Source organism: Curtobacterium sp. PhB142, assembly GCF_004341255.1.
Taxonomy (GTDB): Bacteria; Actinomycetota; Actinomycetes; order Actinomycetales; family Microbacteriaceae; genus Curtobacterium.
Window position 1 is genome coordinate 561799 of the sequence record NZ_SLUT01000002.1, and the last position, 22349, is coordinate 584147.

Below are 22349 nucleotides of genomic sequence, written 5' to 3' on the forward strand. Positions count from 1 at the left end.
GCGGAACGGGTGCGGCGGCGGGCGGCGGGCGGCGGGCGGAGCGCAGCGCTACGCGACGGTGGCCAGCGCGAAGGGCAGCACGGCGGCGGCCCCGGCACGCCGGAGTTCGCGGCCCGCGACGGTCATCGTCCACCGGCTGTCGACCAGGTCGTCGACGAGCAGCACCGGGCCGTCGTGGGACTGCAGGGCAGCGGCGAGCGACGAATCCACCACGAAGGTGTCCCACACGCCGGACAACCGGTACGCGCTGTTCGTCGCACCGTCGCCGCGGGGTGTGCCGCCGTTCCGGTCGAGCGTGCCGAGGAACTGCAGCCGTCCGATCGTCGACAGGGCCTGGGCGAGCGACCCCACGAGCTGCGGCCGCGACCGCGAGGACATCGCGACGACCCCGGTCGGCCGGGTCTCCCACGGCCAGTCCTTGAGCGCCCGGACACAGCCGTCGACGAGCTCGCGGGAGATCGGGGCATCGGGCGTGGACGGCGAGAACAGCGCACGGAGCGGCCCGCCCCAGCCGAGGTCGGTCAGACGAGCCACTGCACGGCCGGGCTGCACGAGCTCGTCGGCGCCGATCTTGCCCCGTACCGAGACTCCGAGCGACGACATGCCCGACGGCCACTGGGCACGCGGGGCGATCTCGACACCGGCCTTGTCGAGCGCGGCAGCCGCACCGGACGAGTCCGAGTCGGAGACCGCGGTCGGGAACCACGCCCCGGCGCAGTTGTCGCACCGACCGCAGGGCTCCGCCGACGGGTCGTCGAGGTCCTGCTGCAACAGCTGCATGCGGCACGCCGAGGTGGACTCGTAGTCGAGCATCGAGGCAGCCTCGGCGGAACGTGCAGCCGCGACCCGCTCGTACCGCGGGGCGTCGTACTGCCACGGCTGCCCGGTGGAGACCCAGCCGCCAGTGACGCGTCGGACCGCCCCGTCGACGTCGAGCACCTTGAGCAGGAGTTCGAGGGTGGAGCGCTTGATGTCGACCAGACCCTCGAGCGCGACCGTCGACATCGCGGTGTCGGTGGACAGGGCGCCGAGCACGGCGGAGGCCCGGGCCTCGGTCGGCATCGACGCGCTCGCGAAGTACTGCCAGATCTCACGGTCCTCACGACCGGGAAGCAGCAGCACGTCGGCGTTGTCGGTGGCACGACCCGCACGACCGATCTGCTGGTAGTACGCGACGGGCGACGAGGGAGCGCCGACGTGCACGACGAACCCGAGGTCCGGCTTGTCGAACCCCATGCCGAGCGCACTCGTGGCGACCAGGGCCTTCAGCTCGTTGCCCTTGAGCTGCTGCTCGAGCTGCTCCCGCTCGTCGGTGTCGGTGCGCCCCGTGTAGGCCCGGACGGCGTACCCGTTGTCGCGCAGCAGCCGCGCGATGTCCTCGGCAGCCGAGACGGTGAGCGTGTAGATGATGCCGCTGCCGGGCAGGTCGCCCAGGTGCGCGAGCAGCCAGCCGAGCCGCTGCCGGGCGTCGGGCAGCGTGAGGACCCCGAGCCGCAGCGATGCCCGGGCGAGCGACCCACGGATCGTGAACACCGGGTCGGCCGGGCCGGCGGTCAGCTGCTCGGCGACGTCCTCGACCACGCGCTCGTTCGCCGTCGCGGTGGTCGCCAGGACGGGCACGCCGTGGGGAAGGGACCGGATGAGCTCGGCCAAGCGGCGGTAGTCCGGTCGGAAGTCGTGGCCCCAGTCCGAGATGCAGTGCGCCTCGTCGACCACGAGCATGCCCATCCGGGCGATCAGGGTCGGCATCTGCTCGTCGCGGAACTTCGGGTTGTTCAGGCGCTCGGGGGAGACGAGGAGCACGTCGACCTCGTCACGGGCGAGCGCGGCCTGGGTCTCGCCCCACTCGTGTGCGTTCGCCGAGTTGATCGACACAGCACGGACCCCCGCCCGGGCAGCCGCAGCCACCTGGTCGCGCATCAGTGCGAGCAGGGGCGACACCAGGACGGTCGGGCCGCCACCACGGCGTCGGAGCAGCAGGGTCGCGAGGAAGTACACCGCGGACTTGCCCCACCCCGTGCGCTGCACGACGAGGGCGCGCTGCCGGTGCTCGACCAGGGCGGAGATCGCCTCGAGCTGGCCGGGGTGGAAGACCGCGTCGGGGCGCCCGGTGAGCGCAGCGAGCGCCTGCTGTGCCTCGGCGGCGATGTCCGCAGACGGCGAGACGACAGACGGGGCGGCGGTGGGGGTGTCCATGCCCCCATGCTGTCAGGAGCAACCGACGAAACGCAGGCCGCGCCTCCCGGCTGTGGACAACCGGACCAACCGGGCCTTACTGGTAGGTGACCAACGACGGCGTCGGCTGAACGTCCGCCATCGTCTGCCCGGGCGTCAGCATGGGCGTGTCCTCGTCGGTGAAGTTCTTCCAGCCCCAGTGCAGGCCCTCGGGAGCACCCTCGTGCAGCGCCTTCCACGTCGCCTGCTTGTCCGGCTGCGACCCCTGCCCGTCGACGTGCACGAGCATGTCGAGCTCCGGATGGGTCTTCAGCGCCGACCGGTCCTGGATCATCGAGAGCCGGAACTGGTGCAGCACGAGCGCCTTCGGCGGCAGCCCCTCCTTCTTGACGAGCGATGCGAGCCACGAGGACACCTCGTTCACCTCGGCCGCCGACACGCTGCCGATCTGCTCGAGCGGCACCTGGTCCTTCGTCAGCCGCCACTCCGGGTCGAGGGCGAGCCACACCCCGGGCTTCTTCAGCAGCGACTCGTACTTCTTCGCCTGCGACAGGAAGTCCGAGCGGCCCGGCTGCAGGTCGATGATCACGGGCATGTCGGCGTCGTGCGCGGCGTCGATGTAGGGCTCGAGCGTCGACACCGGCAGCTCGGTCGAGTAGTCGCCGTCCGCCCCCGCGTCACCCGCGGCGACGGTCGCGATGACCTCCATCGCAGGCGTCACCAGCTCGTCGGACTCGGCCCGGTACGGCTTCGCGACCTGCTCGGCACGCTGGACGGTGGCCTCCGGCCCCTGCTCACCGAGCACACCGAGCGCCGGCGCGCCGGGAGCCCCGTACAGCGCCACGTAGCGGTGCCCGTCGAACGGCCGCTGGCCGCCGTTCCGCAGCTGGAAGCCGCCCTCGGCCGCCCGCACCGTCCACTCCGGGTCCTGCAGCGCGTCGAACGCCGTACCGACCAGGACCGTCGGGTGCTGCTTCCGCTCGTGCAGCGCCGTCACCACGTCGGGCGCGGCAGCCGGGTCGGTCACGCCCCTCGGCATGGTCACCACCTTGGCACCGGCGGCCTTCGCGGTCGCCACGGCCGCAGCGTCCGCGCTCGCGTCCGCCACCACCACGGTCGCCTGCCGGGAGGCCCGGCTCGACTCCGGCGCGTCGCCATCCTCGGGCGCCTTCCGCTGTTCGACGTCCGTGTCGAGCGCCACGTCGCCCTCGGCCTGGTACCAGTCGGCCCCGAGTCGATCGAGCTCGCCGGCGACGGCCGCGCTGGCCTTCGCGCCCTTCGCGGTCAGCAGCACCGGGACGTGGGCGCTCGCCGCGGCCTTCGCTGCATCGGAGATCGCGTCGGCATCACCGGCCGTCGCCACGATCGCGCCGGGAGCACTCGCGAACAGGGCCGTGCTCACCCGCACCGACCGGGCCGCAGCGTCGGAGGCGTCGGCGACCGTGACCGTCCCCGCCGTGGCCTTCGCGAGGGTCGGGTGGCTCGTGTCCGGCCCGCCCGACGTGCACCCGGCGGCTCCCAGCAGCAGTCCGGAGACGGCGATCGCGACGAGGACACGAGGGGTGGAACGAGAACGCATCGGGCCACCCTACGAGCCACGCGGAGAGGTCCCTGGGAATCCGACGGGTGTCGTCTCGTAGAAGGGAGGCATGCCCCACCACCCCGACGACCACCCGCTCATCGGAGCCGTCCGGTCGCCCGAGGTCCACTGCATGACCCTCAACGTGCGGCGCCGCGTGCCGCGACCGTCCGCGCACCCGGACGCCTGGGAGCGTCGCCGCGATGCCATCACCGCGCTCGTCACGTCCGAAGCGCCCACCGTCCTCGCCGTCCAGGAGGCCCTCCCCACGCAGGCAGCGGACCTCACGGCCGCTCTTGGGTCGATTTGGGAGCCCGTCCTGGTCGGGCGCGGCGCGCGCGGCGGTGGGGAGCAGGTCGGGCTCTTCCTGGACCGCTCCCGCCTCGACGTCGTCGAGCAGCGCACCTGGGCGCTGTCCCGCACGCCCCACCGCCCCGGGTCCCGCTCGTGGGTCACGTCCTTCCCCCGGCACGCCGTCGGGGCCGTCGTCGACGACCGCGCGACCGGCGTCCGGTTCCTGGCCATCGCGACGCACCTCGACGTCGCATCGCCGTGGGCCCGAATGCGGTCCGCCGAACTCCTCGGCCGGATCGTGCGACAGCGCGGCCTGCCTGCCGTCGTGATGGCCGACTGGAACAGTCCGGCAGGGTCCGCACCATGGAGAGCACTGGCGGACGCTGGCGTCGTCGACAGCTGGGGACGGGCCTCCAGGCAGGTGGGCGAGCCGTACGGGACGTACCCGCACTACGGGAGCCCGCGTGTCGGTGGCCGGCGCATCGACGGCGTCCTGGTGACGCCGGACACGACCGTCGACCGGGTGGCCGTGTCGAACCGGCGGCCGGGTGGCGTGTGGCCCTCTGACCACGCGGCCGTCCACGCAGTCGTGCGGTGGGCCTCGTGATCCGGACGCTCGGACCGACGTTCCTGCGCCCGAGGTTCCTGGTGGCCGACGTGGTGCGTGCCCTGACACTCGTGAGCCTGGTCGTCGCGAGCATCGGATGGGGCGGGACCGCGCTGCCGGTGATGGCACTGTCGCTGCTCGGGGTCGTGGTGCCGCGGATGCTCGGACTGCGGCCGGCGTTCGACCTGGCGGTGTGCGTGCTCGTGCTCCTCGCCGGGTGGTCGAGCGTGCTCGAGTGGTACACGAGCGTGTTCCTGTGGGACAAGTTCATGCACGTCGTCCTCACCGGGCTGCTCGCCGCGGTGCTGTACGTCATCGGCGCCGACCTGCGCGCGGTGCCGGCGCCGGACGGGGAACGACGAGTGGTCGTCGCGATCCTCGGGCTGTGTGCGGGGCTCGCGATCGGGGCGGCGTGGGAGATGGGGGAGTGGCTCGGGCACAACTTCGTCGACTCGGCGATCTACGTCGGGTACGACGACACCATCGGGGACCTGGCGGCGGACGGGGCCGGTGGGTTGCTCGTCGGGCTCGGGTTGCCGTGGTTGGCGGCGCGGCGCGAGGTGGTGCGGCCGACTCGCCGTGGCACGGAGGGGGTCTGACGTCCGCTATGCTGGACCGGTCGCTCGCGCTCCGGTCGGAAGCGGGCGAGGATCCTCCGGGATCCTGAGTTCTCCGGAACTCGCGGGCTGTGGCGCAGCTTGGTAGCGCACTTGACTGGGGGTCAAGGGGTCGCAGGTTCAAATCCTGTCAGCCCGACCGAAACGTGTCTGACACGACGACAGAAGCCCACCGAGGATCTCGGTGGGCTTCTTCGTTGTTGGGTGGCAGCTGTGCAAGGCAGTCACATGGCGCCCCTCGGATTCACGTGATCGACGCACCGCGTTCCGCGACGGGACCGGCTGGCGGACGTCCATCGGGACCTCCATCAGAGACGCGGACGGGCAGCGACGGCCACTCTCTGCGCCTCGTGCACGGCCCTACTGCGACCTGTTGGCGTACTACGGTTCGAGCGTGCCAGCATTCTCCACTGACAACATCCTCGGCAACAGGCTGGACTTCGAGATCGCCCGGGACGGGTTCGTCGGCAGGCTGCGAAACGATGCTGTGTTGCGTAACGCTGAGACGTGGCTTCGGCGCGAGGGCTACCGGGTCATAGCGATGGACGCCGGGGCCTGGAGTGACGACGAGCAGATGCTCATGGCCTTCGCGAAGGGCCTTCAGTTCCCTCGCCACTTCGGGAAGAACTTGGACGCGCTCAACGACTGCATGTCAGACGTCGCCGAGGCGGACTACGGATGGGATGCATCCGAGACTGGCCTCGTCCTGATCCTCTCCGGCTTCGACCACTTCGCTCAACGACTCCCACGGACCGCCGACTCCGTGCAGCAGATTCTTCAGAGGCAGGGACGCTACGCAGCACTCTTCGGGAATCGCCTCCTCACGATCCTGTCCTGAAGGGGATCGTCAACCAGACGGGCTGACCGCCTCGAGCGGTAGACCCCCATGGCTCGGAGCCGCCGGTACCGCACGGGCTTGGTCAGCGGCCTCTGCCGAGCGCGGACTCGATCCGGCTGATCGTCCGGCGCATCGCGTACTCGTCCTGCGCCGGCTGGTCGTCGGCCACCCACAAGTGGACTGCTCCGGGCCCCGATGTTCTGGCTGCAAGGTGGACCACGATCCCCCATCTGTACGCGACGCCGCGCGGTGTGGGCTCGCTGAACACATCGAAGCCGAGCACCTCCGAACGGAGGGCGATCGGTGTCCCCCGCCCGTCGTTGCGCGTCGACCAGCTCGTGATGCCCGTCCGGTCGAAGCCGAGGTCGCACGGAAACCAGATGCGCAGCCTCGGGCTCCAAGCCGCGAGGTCGGCGGCCGTCGTATCTGTCGCGTGCGCGGTGACGAACGCGGTACCTGGATGGATCTCGGCCTTCTGCTGTAGGCGCGCCCGCCGGCGGTGGTTGATCTCGGTGGTGACGCAGGCGACGCCGAACCCGAACGTGATGAGGATGCCGAGACGGAGCTCGGTGGTCAGGGCTCGGCCCTCGTCGTTGCCGATCAAGACCGCGAGGACGATCGTCGCGGCGCCGAAGACGACGGTGATGGCGGCGAGGAGGATCGTCGACGGGCGCACGGATCGACAATGCCAGAACCCGCGGTGCAGCGGAATGCTCACACCGTCACCGAGAGCACTGCGACAGCGGCGTGCGAACCGTCCGGTTGACGATCCGCTACCGGACGCTGCTACTGCAGCTCGCTTCCGAGGTCACCGAGGCTGACCGTGAGGACGTCCGTTAAGAGGCGTGCGTGCCTGCCGTTGGGGTCGAGGTCTGGGTCGTAGACCGTGATCGACGCGCCGACAGCGCGAGGTGCGAGCCCGCGAAGCAGCTCGATCAGTTCCTCCGGCGCGCAGCCGCCCGGGTCGGGACTGTCGACGGCGGGCATCACCGACGCGTCGAGCACATCGACGTCGACTTGCAACCAATAGCCGGCAGCACCCGCTGTCGTCCGCAGGACGTCGACGACGGCAGTGGTGCCGCGACCACGCCACTCTGAGGTTGGTACGACTGCACCGACCACGGTGCGAACCTCCGCCAATTCGGCGTCGCCGTCGCGGCAGCCGACATGTGCAGTCTGTGCGGGGTCGAAGTACGGGCCGGCACCGTCGATGTCAGACACGGCGGGCCAGTGGAGCCCAACTGCGGCGGCCAGGTCCTCCCCCGCGACGCTCGCACATTCGTGGCTGTTCCCCGGATGCCGGAAGTCGGTGTGCCCATCCACGTGCACCAGCCCGATACCGCCACGTCGCTTCATCGCCAGGCCGGCCCCGAGGAGCACGCTGCAGTCTCCACCGACGACCAATGGCGCCGCCCCGGTCGCCAGTACCGCATCGATACGGTCCGCAAGCCGCCGCGCATGATCGATCATCGCGCCCTCGTTTCGGACGACACCCGGGCTGCGGGTTGCGTCGTCGTCAACGTACCGACCAGGAAGGACCACGCCGGCGTCGGCCGCTCCCTGCTCCACAAACCGGCGGTAGAGACCGGCTTCGCGGAGCGCTTCGGGCGCTTTTGCCGCTCCGGGGACTGCGCCCAGCTCTGGTGGCCGCAGGCCGAGGTTGGTCGGGGCCGAGACAAGCGCGATCATCCGACCGATCCTGTCAGAACGGCTCCGCTCCTCCTCGCGCAGCTAAATGGATACGACAGCACACCGCGGCGAGGGGCGTCCGATTGACGATCGGCTACCGGACTGGGCTGCTATTCAGCACCGAGGTTGCTACCTGTTGGGGTTGTGAGATGTACGGCGAGTGACTGGCGCTGAGCACTTCGTGGCTGCTGCATCGCATCGCCATCCGGAGTTGCAGCGCGGGGCTCATCGCGCGATCATCCGAGCAGATGATGTAGCGGCTGAACGCACGCTTCCACGGGGCTGCTTCGACGACACCTCTTCCGTGCCCGGAGGCCTGCGGCACGAGTAGGTCCACCGCCCGCTGCGCCGCCTGCGAATCACAGTCCGCGTGGAACAACTCGGCGGCCGCCTCGGCAGGGATGAACGTGCCACCTTCCTGGTGCGGTCGCACGAAGGCGTTCACCGGTGCGTCGGCACCACCAAGCTGCGCACAGCTCTCCCCGACGTTGGGTGCGAAGGCTGCCATGAAGACGAAGGAGGCCGCTCCCCGCACACCGGCGGCGACCGCCCCGCCGTAACTATGGGCGACCAAGACCGGCTCGTTCCGACAAGCGTCGACGACTTGTTGCACGGCACCGGTGTCTGCGGCGAGAGACCCACGGTGCAGGCGAGGAACGTGCACGATCGCGCCCAGCTCTTCGAGAGCTGCCTGGATTGGCTGCATGTGCTGCGGCTGGTGGTACAAGCCGTGCACGAGGATCACTTCGGGCGCCGTCACGCACCCAGCCAATCACCCTTAGCTTCACTATCCGATCGCTCAGCGGACGAGCAGGCGTTCGTAGAGGCTTGACGTCAGCATGCGTCCGCCGTCAGGGGCGGTGACCGTCAGATCGCGGAGATACTGAAAGCCGCGCTGTTCGTAGAACCGGCGGAGTCCGGGGTTGTCGGTCGCGCAGTCAAGCCGCACTGCTCGCAGCTCACGGCAGAGCGCTTGCTCCTCCACCCACCGCAGCAACCGTTCCCCGAGCTGAGCCCCGCGATGCGCTTGCCCAACCGCAAGTCGGTGCACGTAGAGTGCCGGCTTCGCATCATCGCCCCAAACCTCGGGATCTGAGTCGTAGACCGTGACCATCGCCGCTACCTCCGGACCTCGACGCACGACGAAGAGGTTTCCCTGCTCTGTGTCCCGGACTAGGACAGAGTTCGGCACAGCGTCCTGCCACTGGTCGATCCCGCGCGATCGCAACCACTCCCGCGCGCCAACGATGAGCGCTTGCGCGAACGCAACGTCCTCGATCGTCGCCCTCTCGACTGCCAGCTCGTCTTGATCCACGACGCGACGCTAAGGGATGGACTAAGTGGATACGACCGAAGCCCCCGGTCGCAGCGGTCCGATAATCGGTCGGCTACCGGGCGGGCCGAGGTCGTGTTGGCGAGTGGATGAGGGATCACGGGCAATCCGTTCTACGGTGTTGCCATGACGAGTGACGTCGGGGGCGGACCTGGCTGGGTCATTCGGTGCGCTGACCTTCGGCCAGCGATCACCGATCTCGCGAAGTTCCGTGACGGCATGGCAGGTGACCCGCTGGTTGCAGTCATTGAACTGTTGTGGACCGGTCACGCGCAGAACGCCCTCGAGGGCCTCGAACGACTCCCAGAGAGCCTGCGCGTGCGGGCACTGATCGCAGACTGCAAACGTGACCTCGGCGATCACCTCAGCGCAGTCCGTGAGTACGACCGACTCGTTGCGGAGTGCGCGGGCACAGCCCGGGAGGCCGTCATGCGGCAACACCGAGCGAAGACGTTGCTCGCTGCCGGCCGCGCCGACCGAGCAATCGAGGACTTCCGTCAAGCGGTCGAGCTCCGACGCGGGGACGACCCCACTCTTCTCGCCTCAGCCGAGCAAGGTCTCGCCGCCGCCCAAGCGGCCGCACTGCGGTCGTCGCTGGCGCGGGAGCATGAGTTATGACCTACTCGCCGGTGACGAACGACGATATTCAGGAGCTCCGCGCGTTCCTCAGCGAAGCCGACCTCACTATCGCTGGGCTCAACTCGACCGCCGTCCGAGTGTGGGTAGAGCGCGACCACAATGGCAAAATCATCGGCAGCACCGGCTACGAAGCCAGCGCTGACCGTGCCGACGTCTTGATCCGCAGCGTCGCAGTCTCGAGTGCACGGCGCACCGCGGGTGCCGGCACCCGTCTCGCGAGATTCGCCCTCGAAGAAGCAGCTCGCTCAGGCGCGACGCGGGCGTGGCTCTTCTCACGCCGGTCGGGGCCGTTCTGGCAGAAACTCGGATTCGGTCCGGCAGACCGCAACGAGCTCGCCGCCGTACTGTCCAACACGCAGCAAGTGCACCTCTTCACCGAAACGGGTCAGCTCGAGCGAGAAGTCGCGTGGATGCGGAACCTCAAAGCCCTTCGCTCCGCACCTGGCGGTCCTGCCCGGCCGGCGATCCTCTAACCAGACGCTTGGAGAGGTGGTCGCCTGTGCGTCAAGCGAGGAGCACGAAGGGTGACGATGACGCCACCTCAACGACCTCCAGAAGGACACCGGCATGATCTCGCTGACCTTCGCCTGCGCCATGGCGCTCGTCGCCCTGGGGATGGTGCTCACCCCGGGCCCGAACATGATGTACCTCGTCTCCCGGAGCATCAGCCAGGGACGCCGTGCGGGTCTGGTCTCACTCGCCGGCACCGGCGTCGGGTTCCTCGTCTACATGACCATGGCCAACGTCGGCCTTGCCGCAGTGTTCATCGTCGTGCCCTGGCTCTACACGGCGTTGAAGGTCGCCGGCGCCGCCTACCTGCTCTGGCTGGCCTACAGAGCCCTCCGACCCGGAGGCGTATCCGTCTTCGACACCCGTGACCTGCCCCGCGATTCCACGGCGAAGCTGTTCCGCATGGGGCTCGTGACGAATCTGCTGAACCCGAAGGCAGCGATCATGTACCTCGCCCTCATCCCCCAGTTCGTCGACCAGAACGCCGGCGGGGTTGTCAGCCAGGGCTTCCAGCTCGGCGCCCTACAGATTGCCGTGAGCCTGGCCGTCAACGCCGTCATCATCCTGGCGGCCGGGTCGATCGCGGTCTTCCTCCGTCGCAAGCCGAGCTGGATGCGCTGGCAGCGGTGGGCCACTGGCGCCCTGATCGGTGCCGTGGGCGTCAAACTCGCCCTCGACGCACCCACCCCAGCCGCAACCGCATAGCGAGAGGCTCAAGGTGCGGCAGTCCCCAAGGCACGAGCGTGCCGGCTCCCGACGTGTATGGCGGTAGCGCGCGCGAAGAACTGCGCCACCCACAACCGCGATGGCCACCAGCACCGCGAACACGATCAGCATGTTGAACCCCCGCACCGGCCTTTCGGCCGAGTCGCCGGCTGCGGTAGCCGCTTCGCCCGTGCGAATGGTTCGGACGGTGCAACCTGTCCTGGTTCCCCTCACGCTGGCAGGATGGGCCCATGGGGGATATTAAGCAGCGAACGTGGGCCATCGGAGCCGCCATCACCATCACGGTGGGATGCGCACTCAGCGGATGTGCCTCGAGCGGCAACGCCGACACTGACCGGGGCGAGGGAACGAAGACGGCGACTGCAACGCCGTCCGCACATGCCGGTATGACGGAGAGCGTGCTATCTGAGGCGGTGCTCACCACAGCGGAACTACCGGTTGGCGGCTGGGCCGAAAAACCCAGCAGTACCTCCGCCAGTGACGGTCCGACGTCGACCGATGCGGAGGGGCCCGGTGCATGTGGCGCCGACTTCTCCGATGAACTCGGCGAGGATCTCGAGAACACTGCACAGAGCGGTCGGGACTGGACCCGAGAGTCCACCGGTGCGTACCTCAACGTCGGTACGTTCGCCGACCCAGCCGCCGCCGAGCATGTGCAAGCGATCACGAATGCTGTGCGAGGGTGCCCAACCGAGGGAAGCACCTTCACCATTGACGGTGCCGAGGAAACCATCGTCACCACGGTGAAGGACCTCGGCTCCTGGGGCTCCGCCACGTACTGCGGCGGATTTGAAGCGCGAGGAGCCACAACGGTCGCGGGAGCGACCTGCATGATCGCCGGGGACGGGTTCGGCGTCATGGTGGTCGTTGGTGCCGCGTACTCGTTCGATGTGCCAAAGGACGCCGAGGTGCAGCAAATCGTTGACGCCGCTTACCGGAAGGCCGCCGCGCAGCTCGGCTGATGCGGATGGGTCCAGACCCATGCTCAGATCTGTAGCGGAAATCGCGACCTCAACCCCAACGCCACGCAGATCTCGTTGATCAGCGCTGTGGTGCTGAGGCATACCTGAACGCAACATGTGGGAGGGGCTGCGCGAGACCGGCGAGCGAGGGGTGCGAAACCTATCGCCACGACGCGCACTAGACCCGGATGGGGGGAGCGCCAACGTCTCATTACCCGATACCGTCTCGGCATGGCTTGGGTAGTGAAGCAATTCTCGAAGACGCAGGTGAACAAGGCCGGCAAGTTGATTGGCGCGGGGGGTGCCACTGCGTCCGAGCTCAGCGAGGCGCGTGAGAAAGTCGCTAATTACCGAAGCGCGCATGCGTACCCGCTATTCTCCGTAACCATTCACGTGCGGAAGAATGCTCTTGCGGTCAGTGGTGCCGCGATTGTCGCACGCAGATTGAAGCGACTACCTACAATCATCGATAAGCTCGAGCGGCATCCGAACATGAATGTCACTACGATGCATGACCTTGGTGGCTGCCGCGTGATCCTCACGTCCGTCGCGGACGTTGACGCGTTGATCGAGCGGTTGACCGGTGCCACACGCGCCAAAAATGCAATCGTGCGTTCATATGATTACTTGCGCGAGCCGGGCCCGCAGGTGACGGGTTATCGTGGAATGCACCTTGTCTACGAATACCGCGCGACCAAGCCAGAATTTGTCGGTTCGCTCGTCGAGGTCCAGATCAGGACCGAGCTTCAGCACGCTTGGGCAACTGCTGTCGAGACGCTCGATCTTTTCGGAGGCACGCGTCTAAAGTACGGATCTGGCGACGCGTCGTTGAAGAGATTCTTCCTGCTTGTCAGTGCTTTGATGGCGGTCGCGGAGGGGTTGCCTCAGCCTCCATCCGCACAGGAGGACCCCGAGGCCTTGCGCGCCGAGCTGCGTGAGGTTGAATCTGAGCTTGGAGTGCTGGCGCGTCTGAGTAGCTACGTGGCTCTTGTCAAGCAATTCGGGTCAGAAAAACGTACGACATTCCTCATGCAGCTACATCGGCAAGAACACACCTTGTACCTCGAGCTGTTCAATAATTCTACTGAGGCTGAGGCTAAGCTCGGAGAGCTTGAAGCGCTGGGCGACGACAACATTGATGCCGTGCTCGTGTCGTCATCAAAAGTTGGAATGCTGCAATCTGCTTACCCGAACTACTTTGCAAACACCACAGCCTTCTCTGCGTTCGTAGAAGAGCAAATCGAGAGTGGCACTGCTCCGTAAAAAAGAGACGTGATGCTACGCACACTAACTCGTGGACCTGTCTACTCTTTCAAGGCAGGGGCAACGAAAAGCTTGCAACGCGGCTTGAGTCAGGATGCTTCGGACGAGCTGTGAGGGTGTAGTCGAGCTGACATAAGAGCGTCGTATCGGCGTACATGAGAACGGCCGGCCACCCCGTGGGGTGGCCGGCCGATTCGCTTAAGGGAGCGGTCAGTGCGCGGCGTCGTATGCGTCGCGGACGGCCTGGCTGATGCGGCCGCGGGAGGAGACCTCGTGGCCGTTCGCGTTCGCCCATTCGCGGATCTTCGCGAGCTCTTCCGAGTTCCCACGCCTCGGTGCACTGCCGGCAGTGGTGCGGCCAGATCGACCGCTGACCTTGCGGGCGGCGGCGACGTAGTCGGAGAACGTTTCGCGGAGCGCCTCGGCGTTGTCGTCGGCGAGATCGATTTCGTAGTGGCCGCCATCGAAGGAGAAGGACACGGTGCTGCCCTTGCCGTCTTCGATGGTGTCGCCGGTGAGGTCGTCGACGAGGTGCGTGGTGACTTTCTGCGCCATGGTGGATGTCGCCTTTCGCTCGGGGATCGTCTCCACCCTGGCACAGCTGATCGCGCAGAACGCTGCGTTCGTTCTTCTTCCGATCGGCCAGTCGGGCAGACTGAGTGGCGATGTCTAATTCGTCGCCAGCCGCATCCGGGTATTCCGCTGCTCTCGCTGAGCTGAAGCAGCAAGTGCGCGCTGCCCGGTTCACGGCGCAGCGGCGCGTGAACACGGAACTCATCCGTCTCTACTGGGGGATCGGCGCGACGATCCTGCAGCGCCAGGGCGACGAGGGGTGGGGGAGCAACGTCATCAATCGGCTCGCGACGGATCTGCGCCGCAACCGGCGGTAAGACCTACACCTCCCGGGTGACTCTGAACGTGGATTGCGTGGGCCGTCTATCCCAGCATCCAGTTCGGGTCTGCAGTGATGTCGACCTCGGAATCTGCAGGCTATACACGCCTCTATACAGGAAATCGCGGTCTGCCACGGATCGCATCACTTGTGGTCCGGAGGCTGGGGCGGGTCGGGCTTGCGCCGGGTGAGGACCTTGAGCACGCGCAGGGCGTTCTGGGCGCGCTCACCCCGGGAGAAGGCCGCGGCGATCGCGATGGTTGCGATCAGGAGGAAGTAGAGCACCGCGAGGACAGCGGTGACGCTTGCCGCGGGGGCGAAGGGGGCCACGAAGGGCGCAACGAGGTCGAACACGATGTCTCCAGCAACTGGCGTGAACACCCCACTGTTCGTCGCCGGTCGTGAAAGGACAGGTCAACCTACGTAGAACTCGGCACGGAGAATTCCGTTTGCTTCAGACCCGCTTCGATGATGTCCAATCCGGCTTGTGGGGGAGCCGGGCAATCATCGTTGGGGTCCGAAACTGCCGCGATCCTCATGGCGGCGCCGCGAGCATCGTTTCTTCTTTTGGCCCACGGGTATAGCACGTGGGCGGCGAGGTGTCGGCCACGTTTTCGGGTTCGATCCTCTGCCAGAGCTAGACACGTACTGTGCGGACTCGCTCCGGGGCTTACTGACCGTACTTGGCCTATTACCCGGACGACCATCTCGCGCTGAGAGGTGCTGTCTCTGACTCGAGGATACAGCAGAGAACCGACATTCGGCAGCTGGGTGGGGGCGTGCGCTTCAGACGCTCGAACGAACGCTGCCGTAGCAGCGGCTGCGCCGGTGCGGTGGTCGATCGGCTAACGGACGATTCTTTGACCCGAAGCAGGGGTCGCTCGAGGTGTCGGTGGACCGTGTGAGGATCGCCGCGTGACACAGAGAACAGGGGCGCCCACCGCGGACGTTCGGAGAGCGCGGATGCTGAAGTTCCTTGCGCGCGCCGACTGGGTGTTGAAGGGGCCGATATTCGAGGCACGAGCGATGGACGCGCAAGGGTGGGCGATGGGCTTCCGGGTACAGCCCATCCCAGGCACCGACCGAGTACAGATCGTCGGTCTCGATCTCGGCGTGCCTGACCTCGACGACGACGTCTTGCAGGCCAATGCGGCCCGCTGCCGCGTCTTCTTCGCGATGAAGGAGGACAGCTATCTACCGACGGTCGTCTCACTGCTGCGACAGTCGGTCGGCGCGGATCGCCGGGCGGCGCTCGATGGGCTGAAGCGCTTCGTCAATGCGAGGGTGAAGAACGGAGATCTCGTTGGTGCCCACATGTACTCCGGCCGGGTGCTCGGTGATAACGGCGAGAACGCTGGCCAGATGCACGGCAACGACCAGATCGCGATGGACTACATCTATGGCCGACTTCTGCACGAGACGCCGGACGCACTGAAGCGACTCGACGACGTCACGACGGATGCCACGGTCCGTCACGCAGTCGTCTCGAAGCTGCACGACCTCATGCAGGCGGTGTACTGGACGCGTGCCGAACTGTTACGCGCAGCAGTTGCCAGCGACCTCGACTTTGAACTGCCGGAGGAGGTCCGAAAGGGACGCGATTCGTTCGGCGGAGTCCTGCCACAACCTTGACGAAGCCGGCCGAACTTGTTCAGATAGCTGATCGGCTACTGGACGGCCTCGGCGTGCCAGATTAAGCTATCTCCCTGCTTCAGGCGACGTGCGAAATGCCAGTTTCGATGGCGTGTACGACGCGATGTCAAGTCGCAGCAGCAGGTGAGGCACCGAGGTTGGCCCGCAGCGCTTCTCCGACGGCGTCCATCACGACGGAGACCTGCTCTCCGAAAGTGCGCATCTGCTCGAAAGCAACAGCATCCGCTTCCTCCGGGCGTCCGGTCTGGGTGCGCGGCGGAAGTGTCGACACAAAGTCGCACTGCGATTCGAACAACGCGATCGATCGACGGAGATCCTCGTCAAGGAGCCGGTTCCGGAGGCGGATGACATCGACTCCATTCGCATGCATCTCCTCGCTGTACTGATGGGGGAGCTGTGTGTACTTGTTGTCTCGAGCTTGCATATGATCGAAGTGCATCGTGCGGCCAGTGAGTCTTGCCATGAGCTGGATGGCGTCTTGTAGCTCGAGCAGCGTTGCACGCTGGAACTCGTGCCGTTCTCGTCGGTCTTCCGCGTCCCGTTCGTCATGACGTGCTGCGCGCTCTCGGAGCGTCGTGCGACGATCGCGCCGCGCATCGTTGAGCCCCGAGAGCATGTACCCGAGGATCGACCCGATCACGGCAACGCCGGCGATGACAACCTGGCCCCACAGTCCCGCATCCATATGCGTCATTCTTCTCTCTTCGTGACGGCGCCGTCTCACCAGCTCCTGTGCGGACCGGAGTCGAGACGAAGCTCCTCCGGGCCGCCCCACGGCCCAGAGGACTCGTACAAACCGTGCGGTAGCCGATCGGCTATCGAGACCTCCTCCGCTCGTTTCAAACGGCGTTGAACTCTGTCTGCACGGCACACCGTTGGCAAAGCCCTGATGTGACGAGAGTCAGTTCGCGCGGAACTGTTGCAACGTGGACACCTGTGGTGAAGAGGCCGCATCCGTCGCAGCGGTTGTCGGCGTCGTACTGCCTAATCGCCTCGAGATGACCGAAGTAGCAGCTTTCGCAGACGATGCGTCGTTCGGGGTCCCAGCCGAGGAGGTGGGATCGCATCGGGGCTAGCTGCAGGTGAACGCAGCTGCCGCTGCTGGTGGCGATCGCGTGGTCGGCGAAGGCGCGATAGCCGATCGAGCCGGAGACACGGCCGGCCTTCGCGCGGAGCTTCATCTCCTGGTCCAGACCCTTTTGGACGCGGGCAATTTCGGACTGCTCGGTGGCGTGCTTGCCGGACCAGTAGCGGAGCGTGTGAACGTCGCTGGAGAAGTAGGCCTGGTCGGGTTCAGTGAGCAGCCGTGCTCCCTTACCCAGACGTGGGTTCCAGAGTTCTGCGACGGTGGAGACCAGGAACCCCCTGGCCCGGTACCAATCGACTGCGGTCGGCGTGTTCGAGAGGATGACTGAGCCGTAGACACCGACAACTTCGCGGGGGAGCGCGGCGATCGTTGCTTGGAGCAGCTGGCTGGCGATGCCGTGGTCCCGGTGGGTCGGCAGAACGGCGAGCGTGTGGATCTTCAACCAGCCAAGATCCTCGGGGTGCTCGTCACCGATCACGGTCCGACCATAGGAAAGGCCGGTCGCTATGTGTCCGACGACCTCATCCCCGACGGTAGCGACACGCGTGATGACGCGGGGGTCATCACTCGCGATGGCCGCCGGCCAGTCGAAGATGGTGCCGGCTATCTGACGTGTTTGCCGATCGATCTCGGCGACGTCGACGAGCGCAGCTTCTCGTACGTGGATGTTCATAGGTGGGGTCCCCTCCGGTATGGACTTCTGTCCGCACCGTAATGGTTCCCCCTGACGCGACAGGAGCGGGTGGGGCTTCCCGCCAGCTACCGGGTCGACCGTGGGTTCGTGGGGTGACCGCCGAAGAGCCGGCCGAGCCGCCGTCGGCGCTCGTCGCGAGCTGCCGCGATCCCCTCGACGCTGGCTGCTGGGATAACGGACGTCGGGGCGTCTGCCGGCCGGGGGAGGCCGCGCCGGAGAATCTGTTGCACGCGCTGCTTGGTGACGCCGATCACGAGGCCAATCCTCTCGTGCGGCCAGCGTTGCCCGCTCGGCAGACGCTGCGCGAGGTCGAGCATGTACTGCGTGCGAATCTCGCGGGCCAGCCCGGCGCGAGCGTCGTGGTACCGGGCCGTCTCCTCTGCGAGTGCCATCAGTCGATTTCAAGGTCAGGGACTGACTTGCAAGGGGATCGGCTGGCGACACGGCGCCACCGGCCCCCTGACTACCTGTCGGTGGTCCTTAACCGCCATTCGTTGCCGACTCTGAGTTGGTCGGCGATGCTGTCGAGCTCAGCCTGATGCGGCCGGCCGACCTGAGTTGTGTCCCATGCAATGAGGGACTGGAGTAGGGACATCGAAGTGTGCGCAAGGAGCAGAGCAGCCATACCGTGTGCGGCGTGCCGCCGGTAGGACACAGGGAGGCCCGCATTTGGGTTCCCAGCTGTGTAAAGGTCTACGGTCTCGGCACCCGCGTGGGTTAGGCCGCTGAGGTATCGATAGACCAAGTACATGCCTTGAGTGCCTTCGATAGCGTTGAGTCGCTGTTCGAATATCGTGAACGACGGTGATGCCGGTCCGAGATCCTTCACCTGATCCTCGTACTCCTTGCGCCGCACTTCCCAGTCGTCGTCGGCCCCGCTGGCTTTGGCTTCCATTGCCCCCCGAAGTGCTTGAGCGCGCGCTTTGCTCCCGTTGCTGAGTAGGTCTTTCCACCCATTGGGGACCACCAAAACCCATCCCGCTGTGACTGAGTCCTCCATGAGTGAGCGGATGATCGGCACGGCGGCGACTGGGTGGCTCGCTGCGTACAAAGCGAGGACGCCTTGGGCGCATTCGACAGCATGGGCGGTGAGCCCTCGAACCAGCACTGTCACTTGGAGGTCTATATCAGTACGCACGGCGACGGTCTTGCGATCAGCTTCGGCGTCCCAGATTGCGATGAGCCGGCGGATGACCGCGCGGTGATCCGTTGGCCCCGCTGATGAAGGCATGTGTCTACTCCTTCTTAACCGGAGAAAGCGTGTCTCTTCCGGAGGTCTTCGAATGATCTTCCCAGCGCACGAGCACGCACTGGCATCTACGAGTCACGCCGGGGGCGTTGTGCGTAGGAGAGGCTTCAGAGCTGGTCTCGTACTATTCCTGCATGTTTACTACTGAGGCCGTCTCGGCGGGTCCATCCGATGCGTTCCTCACATCCGGTGTAGCGGTCGCAGCCGTGGTCGTGTCTCTCCTCGCCGCGATCATCCCGGCCGCAACGGGAAGACAGCAGCGACTTCGAGACGATCGAGCAAAGCGTAGCGAGATGTACCTGGAACTCATACAGCTGAATGAACGGCACGGCCTCTGGGTTGTGGACCGAACGTACGACCTGGTTGAGACCTCCCATGACGACTTCACAACGATGATGCCCCACCGGCGCACTCAGCGCCCGGAGCGCACGTTGCGAGTACGAGCCCGAGCAATAGTCAGCGCGTACGGATCTAAGCCAGTCTCCGAGGCATACGGGCGCTGGCAGGTTGCCCTCGAGAATTTCGAGCAGAAGCTCGATGAGTTCAGTTTCGTCGCCGAGGAGGAGGGGCCCCCCAACGTGAACGTCGGAGAGGCTCCGCCTCTTCGAGATCTCGAGGTAGCCGCGCGGGAGGGCGTAGCAGATGCGGTGAACGCGGGGCTCGTGCGTGATCGTCGCCGATTCAAACGGTGAACCTGACCTGTGGCGTCGACGTATGGGGCGAATACCCTCGACTCATGACTGAAACAGCATCTCACGTTCGGATTATTCGAGACGTCCCCGCAGGCGGCAGTAGGGGTGTGTGGCGCCTCGACCTGATCTCTGAGACCGGCGCCGTGGTCGATGTCGTGTCACTCCCGACAGAGGATCGGGACACCGATCCTCTCGCCGAAGCCACCGAGGCTTTGCGTGTCCGTCAGTACGACGTGGGTGACTGGGTCCAACCTTCAGAAGAACACTGGAACGCCCAGGTCGAGCGTTTTGGCCTGAAGGACACCCTCGTGGTGCACTTTCAAGACGAGAACCTTCACCTATCCGGCACGGTTGAGTCTTACGGCACCCCACGTTTCATCGAACTTGACGTCGAGGGTCAGAAATACCCCGAGTTCTGGAAGATAGAGGACACACGCGAATCCGGAAGTGCCGACGCTCATTACCGGCCGTACACAGGACTTGAGACCGATGGGGACGTGCCTGTGTGCACGAACGCAAGCTGAAACCTGGCGCCCTGTCTGCGCTGCGCTGCGCAGGCCAACGACGACTTCGGCCGGGTCAAGACCGAAACCGACGGGCGTGGGAACACCACCACGTACGGGTACGACAACGACGACCGGAACACCACCACCGCGTTCAGTGATGGCACGGCAACGGTCACCAACGTCTACGACGGCAACGGGAACCAGACCAGCCAGGCCTCCGCAGCCGGCACCATCACCAACAGCTACGACCAGCGCAACCGGCTGATCTCCACGGTGAACACCGCCGGCGGTGGGACCGTGTCCTACGGATACGACCTCGCCGGGAACACGACGCAGGTCACCGACTCCACCGGCACCGTCACCCACACGTACGACGCGTCGGAGGTGCTCACCGCGACGACGTACCCGACTGCATCGGGCACGGCGAAGCAGATCTACCTCACCGACAAGCAGGGCCGCCGCACCGACACGTGGCTCGGCGCCAACGCATCGGCAACGCCCGGTGTCACTCCGTCCACGTGGAGCGCGCACCAGAAGCTGAGCTACGACAAGTCCGGCAAGGTCACCAAGGTGCAGGCGTGGGCTGCGAACGAGGATCCGCAGCTCGTCGTCGACACCGACTACTGCTACGTGGCCACCACCACCGCCCCGACCTGCACCGCCACGGAGGCGAACGACCGCACGAAGCTGCAGTGGTCGTACGACAACATCAGCAAGCAGGCCACCACGTACGGGTACACGGATACGGACGGGAAGACCCCGACCAAGCACCTCACCGGGATCACGCAGTCCGGCGGCACGAACCCGACGAACTGGGCGTTCACCTACGACGACGCAGGCAACCGCACCGAAGCCAAGGCCACCAACGCGACCACCAGCGCCGTGATCAGTGACCAGAAGCTGACGTACAACGCTGTCTCGCAGATCACCACGGACGGGTACACGTACGACGGGACCGGGAACCTCACCAAGGCGCCGGGGGAGACCTACACGTACAACGGAGCGCAGCAGTTGACCTCGTCGACGAAGGACGGGGTGACGACCAGCTACGAGTACGCCGGCGCGGACATGAACAAGCTGCTCTGGCAGTCCACCGACGGGGGAGCGGAATACGGTTACACGTATGGCACCAGCGACTCCAACGGCGTCCCCGTGATTGCCACCCGCGAGCAGATCGGCACCGGCACCGCATCAGTGTCGACCGACCCGGTCACCGGGCAGCCACTGGGTCTCCGTACCAGCGACGGCGTCACCAGCCTCTATGTCCTCGACGGCATCGGGAACCCGACCACGTCGATCGCCGACACCGGCAAGATCGCCTACCAGGTCTCCTACGACGCCTACGGCGCCGAGAGGGTCACCGCGGGCAAGACCAGCACCCAATGGCAGCAGAACCCCTACGGGTTTAAGACCGGCCTCCGCTCGAGCAACAGCGACGCGGGACTGACGAAGTTCGGGTACCGGTGGCAGTCCGCGACGACCGGCCAGTGGATTGAGCGAGACACGCTAGACCTGCCGCTGAGCCCCGGGAACGCCAATAGGTATGCCTTCGTCGGCGGGGATCCCATTAACGGGTCAGACCCGACTGGTCAATACGACCTGGGACAAGCTCTCGTCGTGTCGGCTGTCACTGGCGTCGCCGGTGGAATCGGTGGTTGTATCGGCGGTGCGGTGGCCGGCGCGGTAATTCCCACGGGCGTGACATCTGCCGCAGGTTGTGCTGCTGCGGGCGTGGCTGGGCTGATTGGAGGAGTCGTGACCGGGTTTATCGCAAACTCTTTGCTGCAGCTGACCAACTACGCTTGATTGGACCACAATGCGAATCTTCCTAGCTGCGGCGGTAGCGCTGTGGGTATTTCTTGAAATTGTATTGCTTGCAACAGGGCAAAACCTCATCCTAATCGGTGTCTTCTCGATATTTGGAATTTTCTTAGGCATTGCGTGTGGCTACTTGGCAACGAGCGATGGCATGAAAGCGCTGGGGATTAAAGGTCGCCAAAAAGAATGATGATCAACGGGGTGCACTCGGGTGCGCCCCGTTAAAGACGGTCGTTGGTTGAAGTACGGCAATAAGTTCGATGAAAAACGTGAACTGATTAGGGTGGCCGCCGGACGTGTCCAGCGTAAAGACACTAAGTCCGTCCTGGCCAGCCAGGGCGGACTCTCTGTGTTCGGAGTGAATCGGGTTTTGCGCCGTTTGACGCTTCCACCCACGTCAAAATGGTCTGAGAAGCGTCATTATCGGCACTGACCCCATCGCCCCACATGGTCGACGACGGCGCAGCGGACGGTTCGTTGTTCGGGTACGTCAGTGTGTTTGCGGGGATCTAGCAGGGGGAGGCGT

The 22349-nt window shown here is 66.0% G+C and carries 26 protein-coding genes and 1 tRNA gene; 15 read left to right on the forward strand and 12 right to left on the reverse strand.

Annotated elements, in window-relative coordinates:
• Positions 1-48 precede the first annotated feature (48 nt).
• On the reverse strand, positions 49-2196 hold the full coding sequence (locus tag EDF31_RS06025) for a RecQ family ATP-dependent DNA helicase (RefSeq protein ID WP_131845496.1): 2148 nt from the start codon (positions 2194-2196) through the stop codon (positions 49-51).
• Between the two features lie 76 nt (positions 2197-2272).
• Positions 2273-3754, reverse strand: coding sequence for a hypothetical protein (locus EDF31_RS06030; protein WP_131845497.1), 1482 nt, complete (start codon positions 3752-3754; stop codon positions 2273-2275).
• Positions 3755-3824: 70 nt separating this feature from the next.
• Between EDF31_RS06030 and EDF31_RS06035 the strand changes: the two genes are divergently transcribed.
• The 4 genes from EDF31_RS06035 (at position 3825) to EDF31_RS06050 (ending at position 6110) form a co-directional block, all read left to right on the forward strand.
• Complete coding sequence (locus EDF31_RS06035) at positions 3825-4655, forward strand: endonuclease/exonuclease/phosphatase family protein (protein WP_131845498.1); 831 nt, start codon at positions 3825-3827, stop codon at positions 4653-4655.
• On the forward strand, positions 4652-5254 hold the full coding sequence (locus EDF31_RS06040) for a hypothetical protein (protein ID WP_131845499.1): 603 nt from the start codon (positions 4652-4654) through the stop codon (positions 5252-5254). Before EDF31_RS06035 ends, EDF31_RS06040 begins: the two co-directional genes overlap by 4 nt.
• A gap of 83 nt (positions 5255-5337) precedes the next feature.
• Positions 5338-5411 (forward strand) — tRNA-Pro (locus EDF31_RS06045).
• 255 nt (positions 5412-5666) lie between these two features.
• A complete protein-coding gene (locus EDF31_RS06050; protein ID WP_111084620.1) occupies positions 5667-6110 on the forward strand; it encodes a barstar family protein in 444 nt (147 codons plus the stop codon).
• Positions 6111-6192: 82 nt separating this feature from the next.
• Here the strand turns inward: EDF31_RS06050 and EDF31_RS06055 are convergent, their stop codons facing one another.
• The 4 genes from EDF31_RS06055 to EDF31_RS06070 all read right to left on the reverse strand — a co-directional run bounded on the left by EDF31_RS06055 (position 6193) and on the right by EDF31_RS06070 (position 9114).
• Entirely contained in the window at positions 6193-6786 is a 594-nt protein-coding gene (locus tag EDF31_RS06055; protein WP_131845500.1) for a hypothetical protein, read from the reverse strand.
• A gap of 110 nt (positions 6787-6896) precedes the next feature.
• Positions 6897-7799, reverse strand: a complete 903-nt coding sequence (locus EDF31_RS06060; protein WP_131845501.1) for an arginase family protein — start codon at positions 7797-7799, stop codon at positions 6897-6899.
• Positions 7800-7893: 94 nt separating this feature from the next.
• Positions 7894-8559 carry an alpha/beta hydrolase gene (locus EDF31_RS06065; RefSeq protein ID WP_207896037.1) on the reverse strand — a complete coding sequence of 222 codons (666 nt, stop codon included), beginning with the start codon at positions 8557-8559 and terminating at the stop codon, positions 7894-7896.
• A gap of 39 nt (positions 8560-8598) precedes the next feature.
• Positions 8599-9114 (reverse strand): GNAT family N-acetyltransferase, encoded by a 516-nt coding sequence (locus tag EDF31_RS06070; protein WP_243649887.1) that lies wholly within the window; start codon positions 9112-9114, stop codon positions 8599-8601.
• A 144-nt stretch (positions 9115-9258) separates the two neighbouring features.
• Here EDF31_RS06070 and EDF31_RS06075 point away from each other — a divergent pair, with 144 nt between their 5' ends.
• The 5 genes from EDF31_RS06075 (at position 9259) to EDF31_RS06095 (ending at position 13232) form a co-directional block, all read left to right on the forward strand.
• Positions 9259-9750 (forward strand): hypothetical protein, encoded by a 492-nt coding sequence (locus tag EDF31_RS06075; RefSeq protein WP_131845502.1) that lies wholly within the window; start codon positions 9259-9261, stop codon positions 9748-9750.
• On the forward strand, positions 9747-10244 hold the full coding sequence (locus EDF31_RS06080; RefSeq protein WP_131845503.1) for a GNAT family N-acetyltransferase: 498 nt from the start codon (positions 9747-9749) through the stop codon (positions 10242-10244). The genes EDF31_RS06075 and EDF31_RS06080 overlap by 4 nt, the downstream gene beginning before the upstream one ends.
• Positions 10245-10338: 94 nt before the next feature.
• Entirely contained in the window at positions 10339-10986 is a 648-nt protein-coding gene (locus EDF31_RS06085) for a LysE family translocator (RefSeq protein WP_131845504.1), read from the forward strand.
• 251 nt (positions 10987-11237) lie between these two features.
• Positions 11238-11969, forward strand: a complete 732-nt coding sequence (locus EDF31_RS06090) for a hypothetical protein (protein WP_131845505.1) — start codon at positions 11238-11240, stop codon at positions 11967-11969.
• A gap of 231 nt (positions 11970-12200) precedes the next feature.
• Positions 12201-13232, forward strand: coding sequence for a RelA/SpoT domain-containing protein (locus EDF31_RS06095; protein ID WP_131845506.1), 1032 nt, complete (start codon positions 12201-12203; stop codon positions 13230-13232).
• A 210-nt stretch (positions 13233-13442) separates the two neighbouring features.
• Here EDF31_RS06095 and EDF31_RS06100 read toward each other — a convergent pair whose 3' ends face one another.
• Positions 13443-13787 carry an Lsr2 family protein gene (locus EDF31_RS06100; RefSeq protein ID WP_131845562.1) on the reverse strand — a complete coding sequence of 115 codons (345 nt, stop codon included), beginning with the start codon at positions 13785-13787 and terminating at the stop codon, positions 13443-13445.
• 110 nt (positions 13788-13897) lie between these two features.
• Here EDF31_RS06100 and EDF31_RS20475 point away from each other — a divergent pair, with 110 nt between their 5' ends.
• Complete coding sequence (locus EDF31_RS20475) at positions 13898-14122, forward strand: DUF1016 N-terminal domain-containing protein (protein ID WP_131845563.1); 225 nt, start codon at positions 13898-13900, stop codon at positions 14120-14122.
• Between the two features lie 146 nt (positions 14123-14268).
• Here EDF31_RS20475 and EDF31_RS06110 read toward each other — a convergent pair whose 3' ends face one another.
• Positions 14269-14478 (reverse strand): hypothetical protein, encoded by a 210-nt coding sequence (locus tag EDF31_RS06110; protein ID WP_131845507.1) that lies wholly within the window; start codon positions 14476-14478, stop codon positions 14269-14271.
• Positions 14479-15087: 609 nt separating this feature from the next.
• Here EDF31_RS06110 and EDF31_RS06115 point away from each other — a divergent pair.
• Positions 15088-15756, forward strand: a complete 669-nt coding sequence (locus EDF31_RS06115; protein ID WP_131845508.1) for a hypothetical protein — start codon at positions 15088-15090, stop codon at positions 15754-15756.
• A gap of 127 nt (positions 15757-15883) precedes the next feature.
• On the opposite strand, the gene EDF31_RS06120 is transcribed toward EDF31_RS06115, so the two are convergent.
• From EDF31_RS06120 to EDF31_RS06135, 4 genes are all read right to left on the reverse strand, one after another.
• Entirely contained in the window at positions 15884-16471 is a 588-nt protein-coding gene (locus EDF31_RS06120) for a hypothetical protein (protein WP_131845509.1), read from the reverse strand.
• Positions 16472-16616: 145 nt separating this feature from the next.
• The gene (locus EDF31_RS06125; protein ID WP_131845510.1) at positions 16617-17537 is read right to left on the reverse strand and encodes a GNAT family N-acetyltransferase; all 921 of its coding nucleotides are present in this window, start codon (positions 17535-17537) and stop codon (positions 16617-16619) included.
• 86 nt (positions 17538-17623) lie between these two features.
• The gene (locus tag EDF31_RS06130; RefSeq protein ID WP_131845511.1) at positions 17624-17950 is read right to left on the reverse strand and encodes a hypothetical protein; all 327 of its coding nucleotides are present in this window, start codon (positions 17948-17950) and stop codon (positions 17624-17626) included.
• Positions 17951-18021: 71 nt separating this feature from the next.
• Complete coding sequence (locus EDF31_RS06135; RefSeq protein WP_131845512.1) at positions 18022-18789, reverse strand: DUF5677 domain-containing protein; 768 nt, start codon at positions 18787-18789, stop codon at positions 18022-18024.
• Between the two features lie 152 nt (positions 18790-18941).
• On the opposite strand from EDF31_RS06135, the gene EDF31_RS06140 reads away from it, so the two are divergent.
• From EDF31_RS06140 to EDF31_RS06155, 4 genes are all read left to right on the forward strand, one after another.
• Positions 18942-19499 carry a hypothetical protein gene (locus EDF31_RS06140; protein WP_131845513.1) on the forward strand — a complete coding sequence of 186 codons (558 nt, stop codon included), beginning with the start codon at positions 18942-18944 and terminating at the stop codon, positions 19497-19499.
• 44 nt (positions 19500-19543) lie between these two features.
• Complete coding sequence (locus EDF31_RS06145; protein ID WP_131845514.1) at positions 19544-20023, forward strand: hypothetical protein; 480 nt, start codon at positions 19544-19546, stop codon at positions 20021-20023.
• 213 nt (positions 20024-20236) lie between these two features.
• Positions 20237-21811: an RHS repeat-associated core domain-containing protein gene (locus tag EDF31_RS06150; protein WP_279387360.1), complete on the forward strand. Its 1575-nt coding sequence runs from the start codon at positions 20237-20239 to the stop codon at positions 21809-21811.
• A 10-nt stretch (positions 21812-21821) separates the two neighbouring features.
• Entirely contained in the window at positions 21822-22013 is a 192-nt protein-coding gene (locus tag EDF31_RS06155; protein ID WP_131845516.1) for a hypothetical protein, read from the forward strand.
• Positions 22014-22349: the final 336 nt, after the last annotated feature.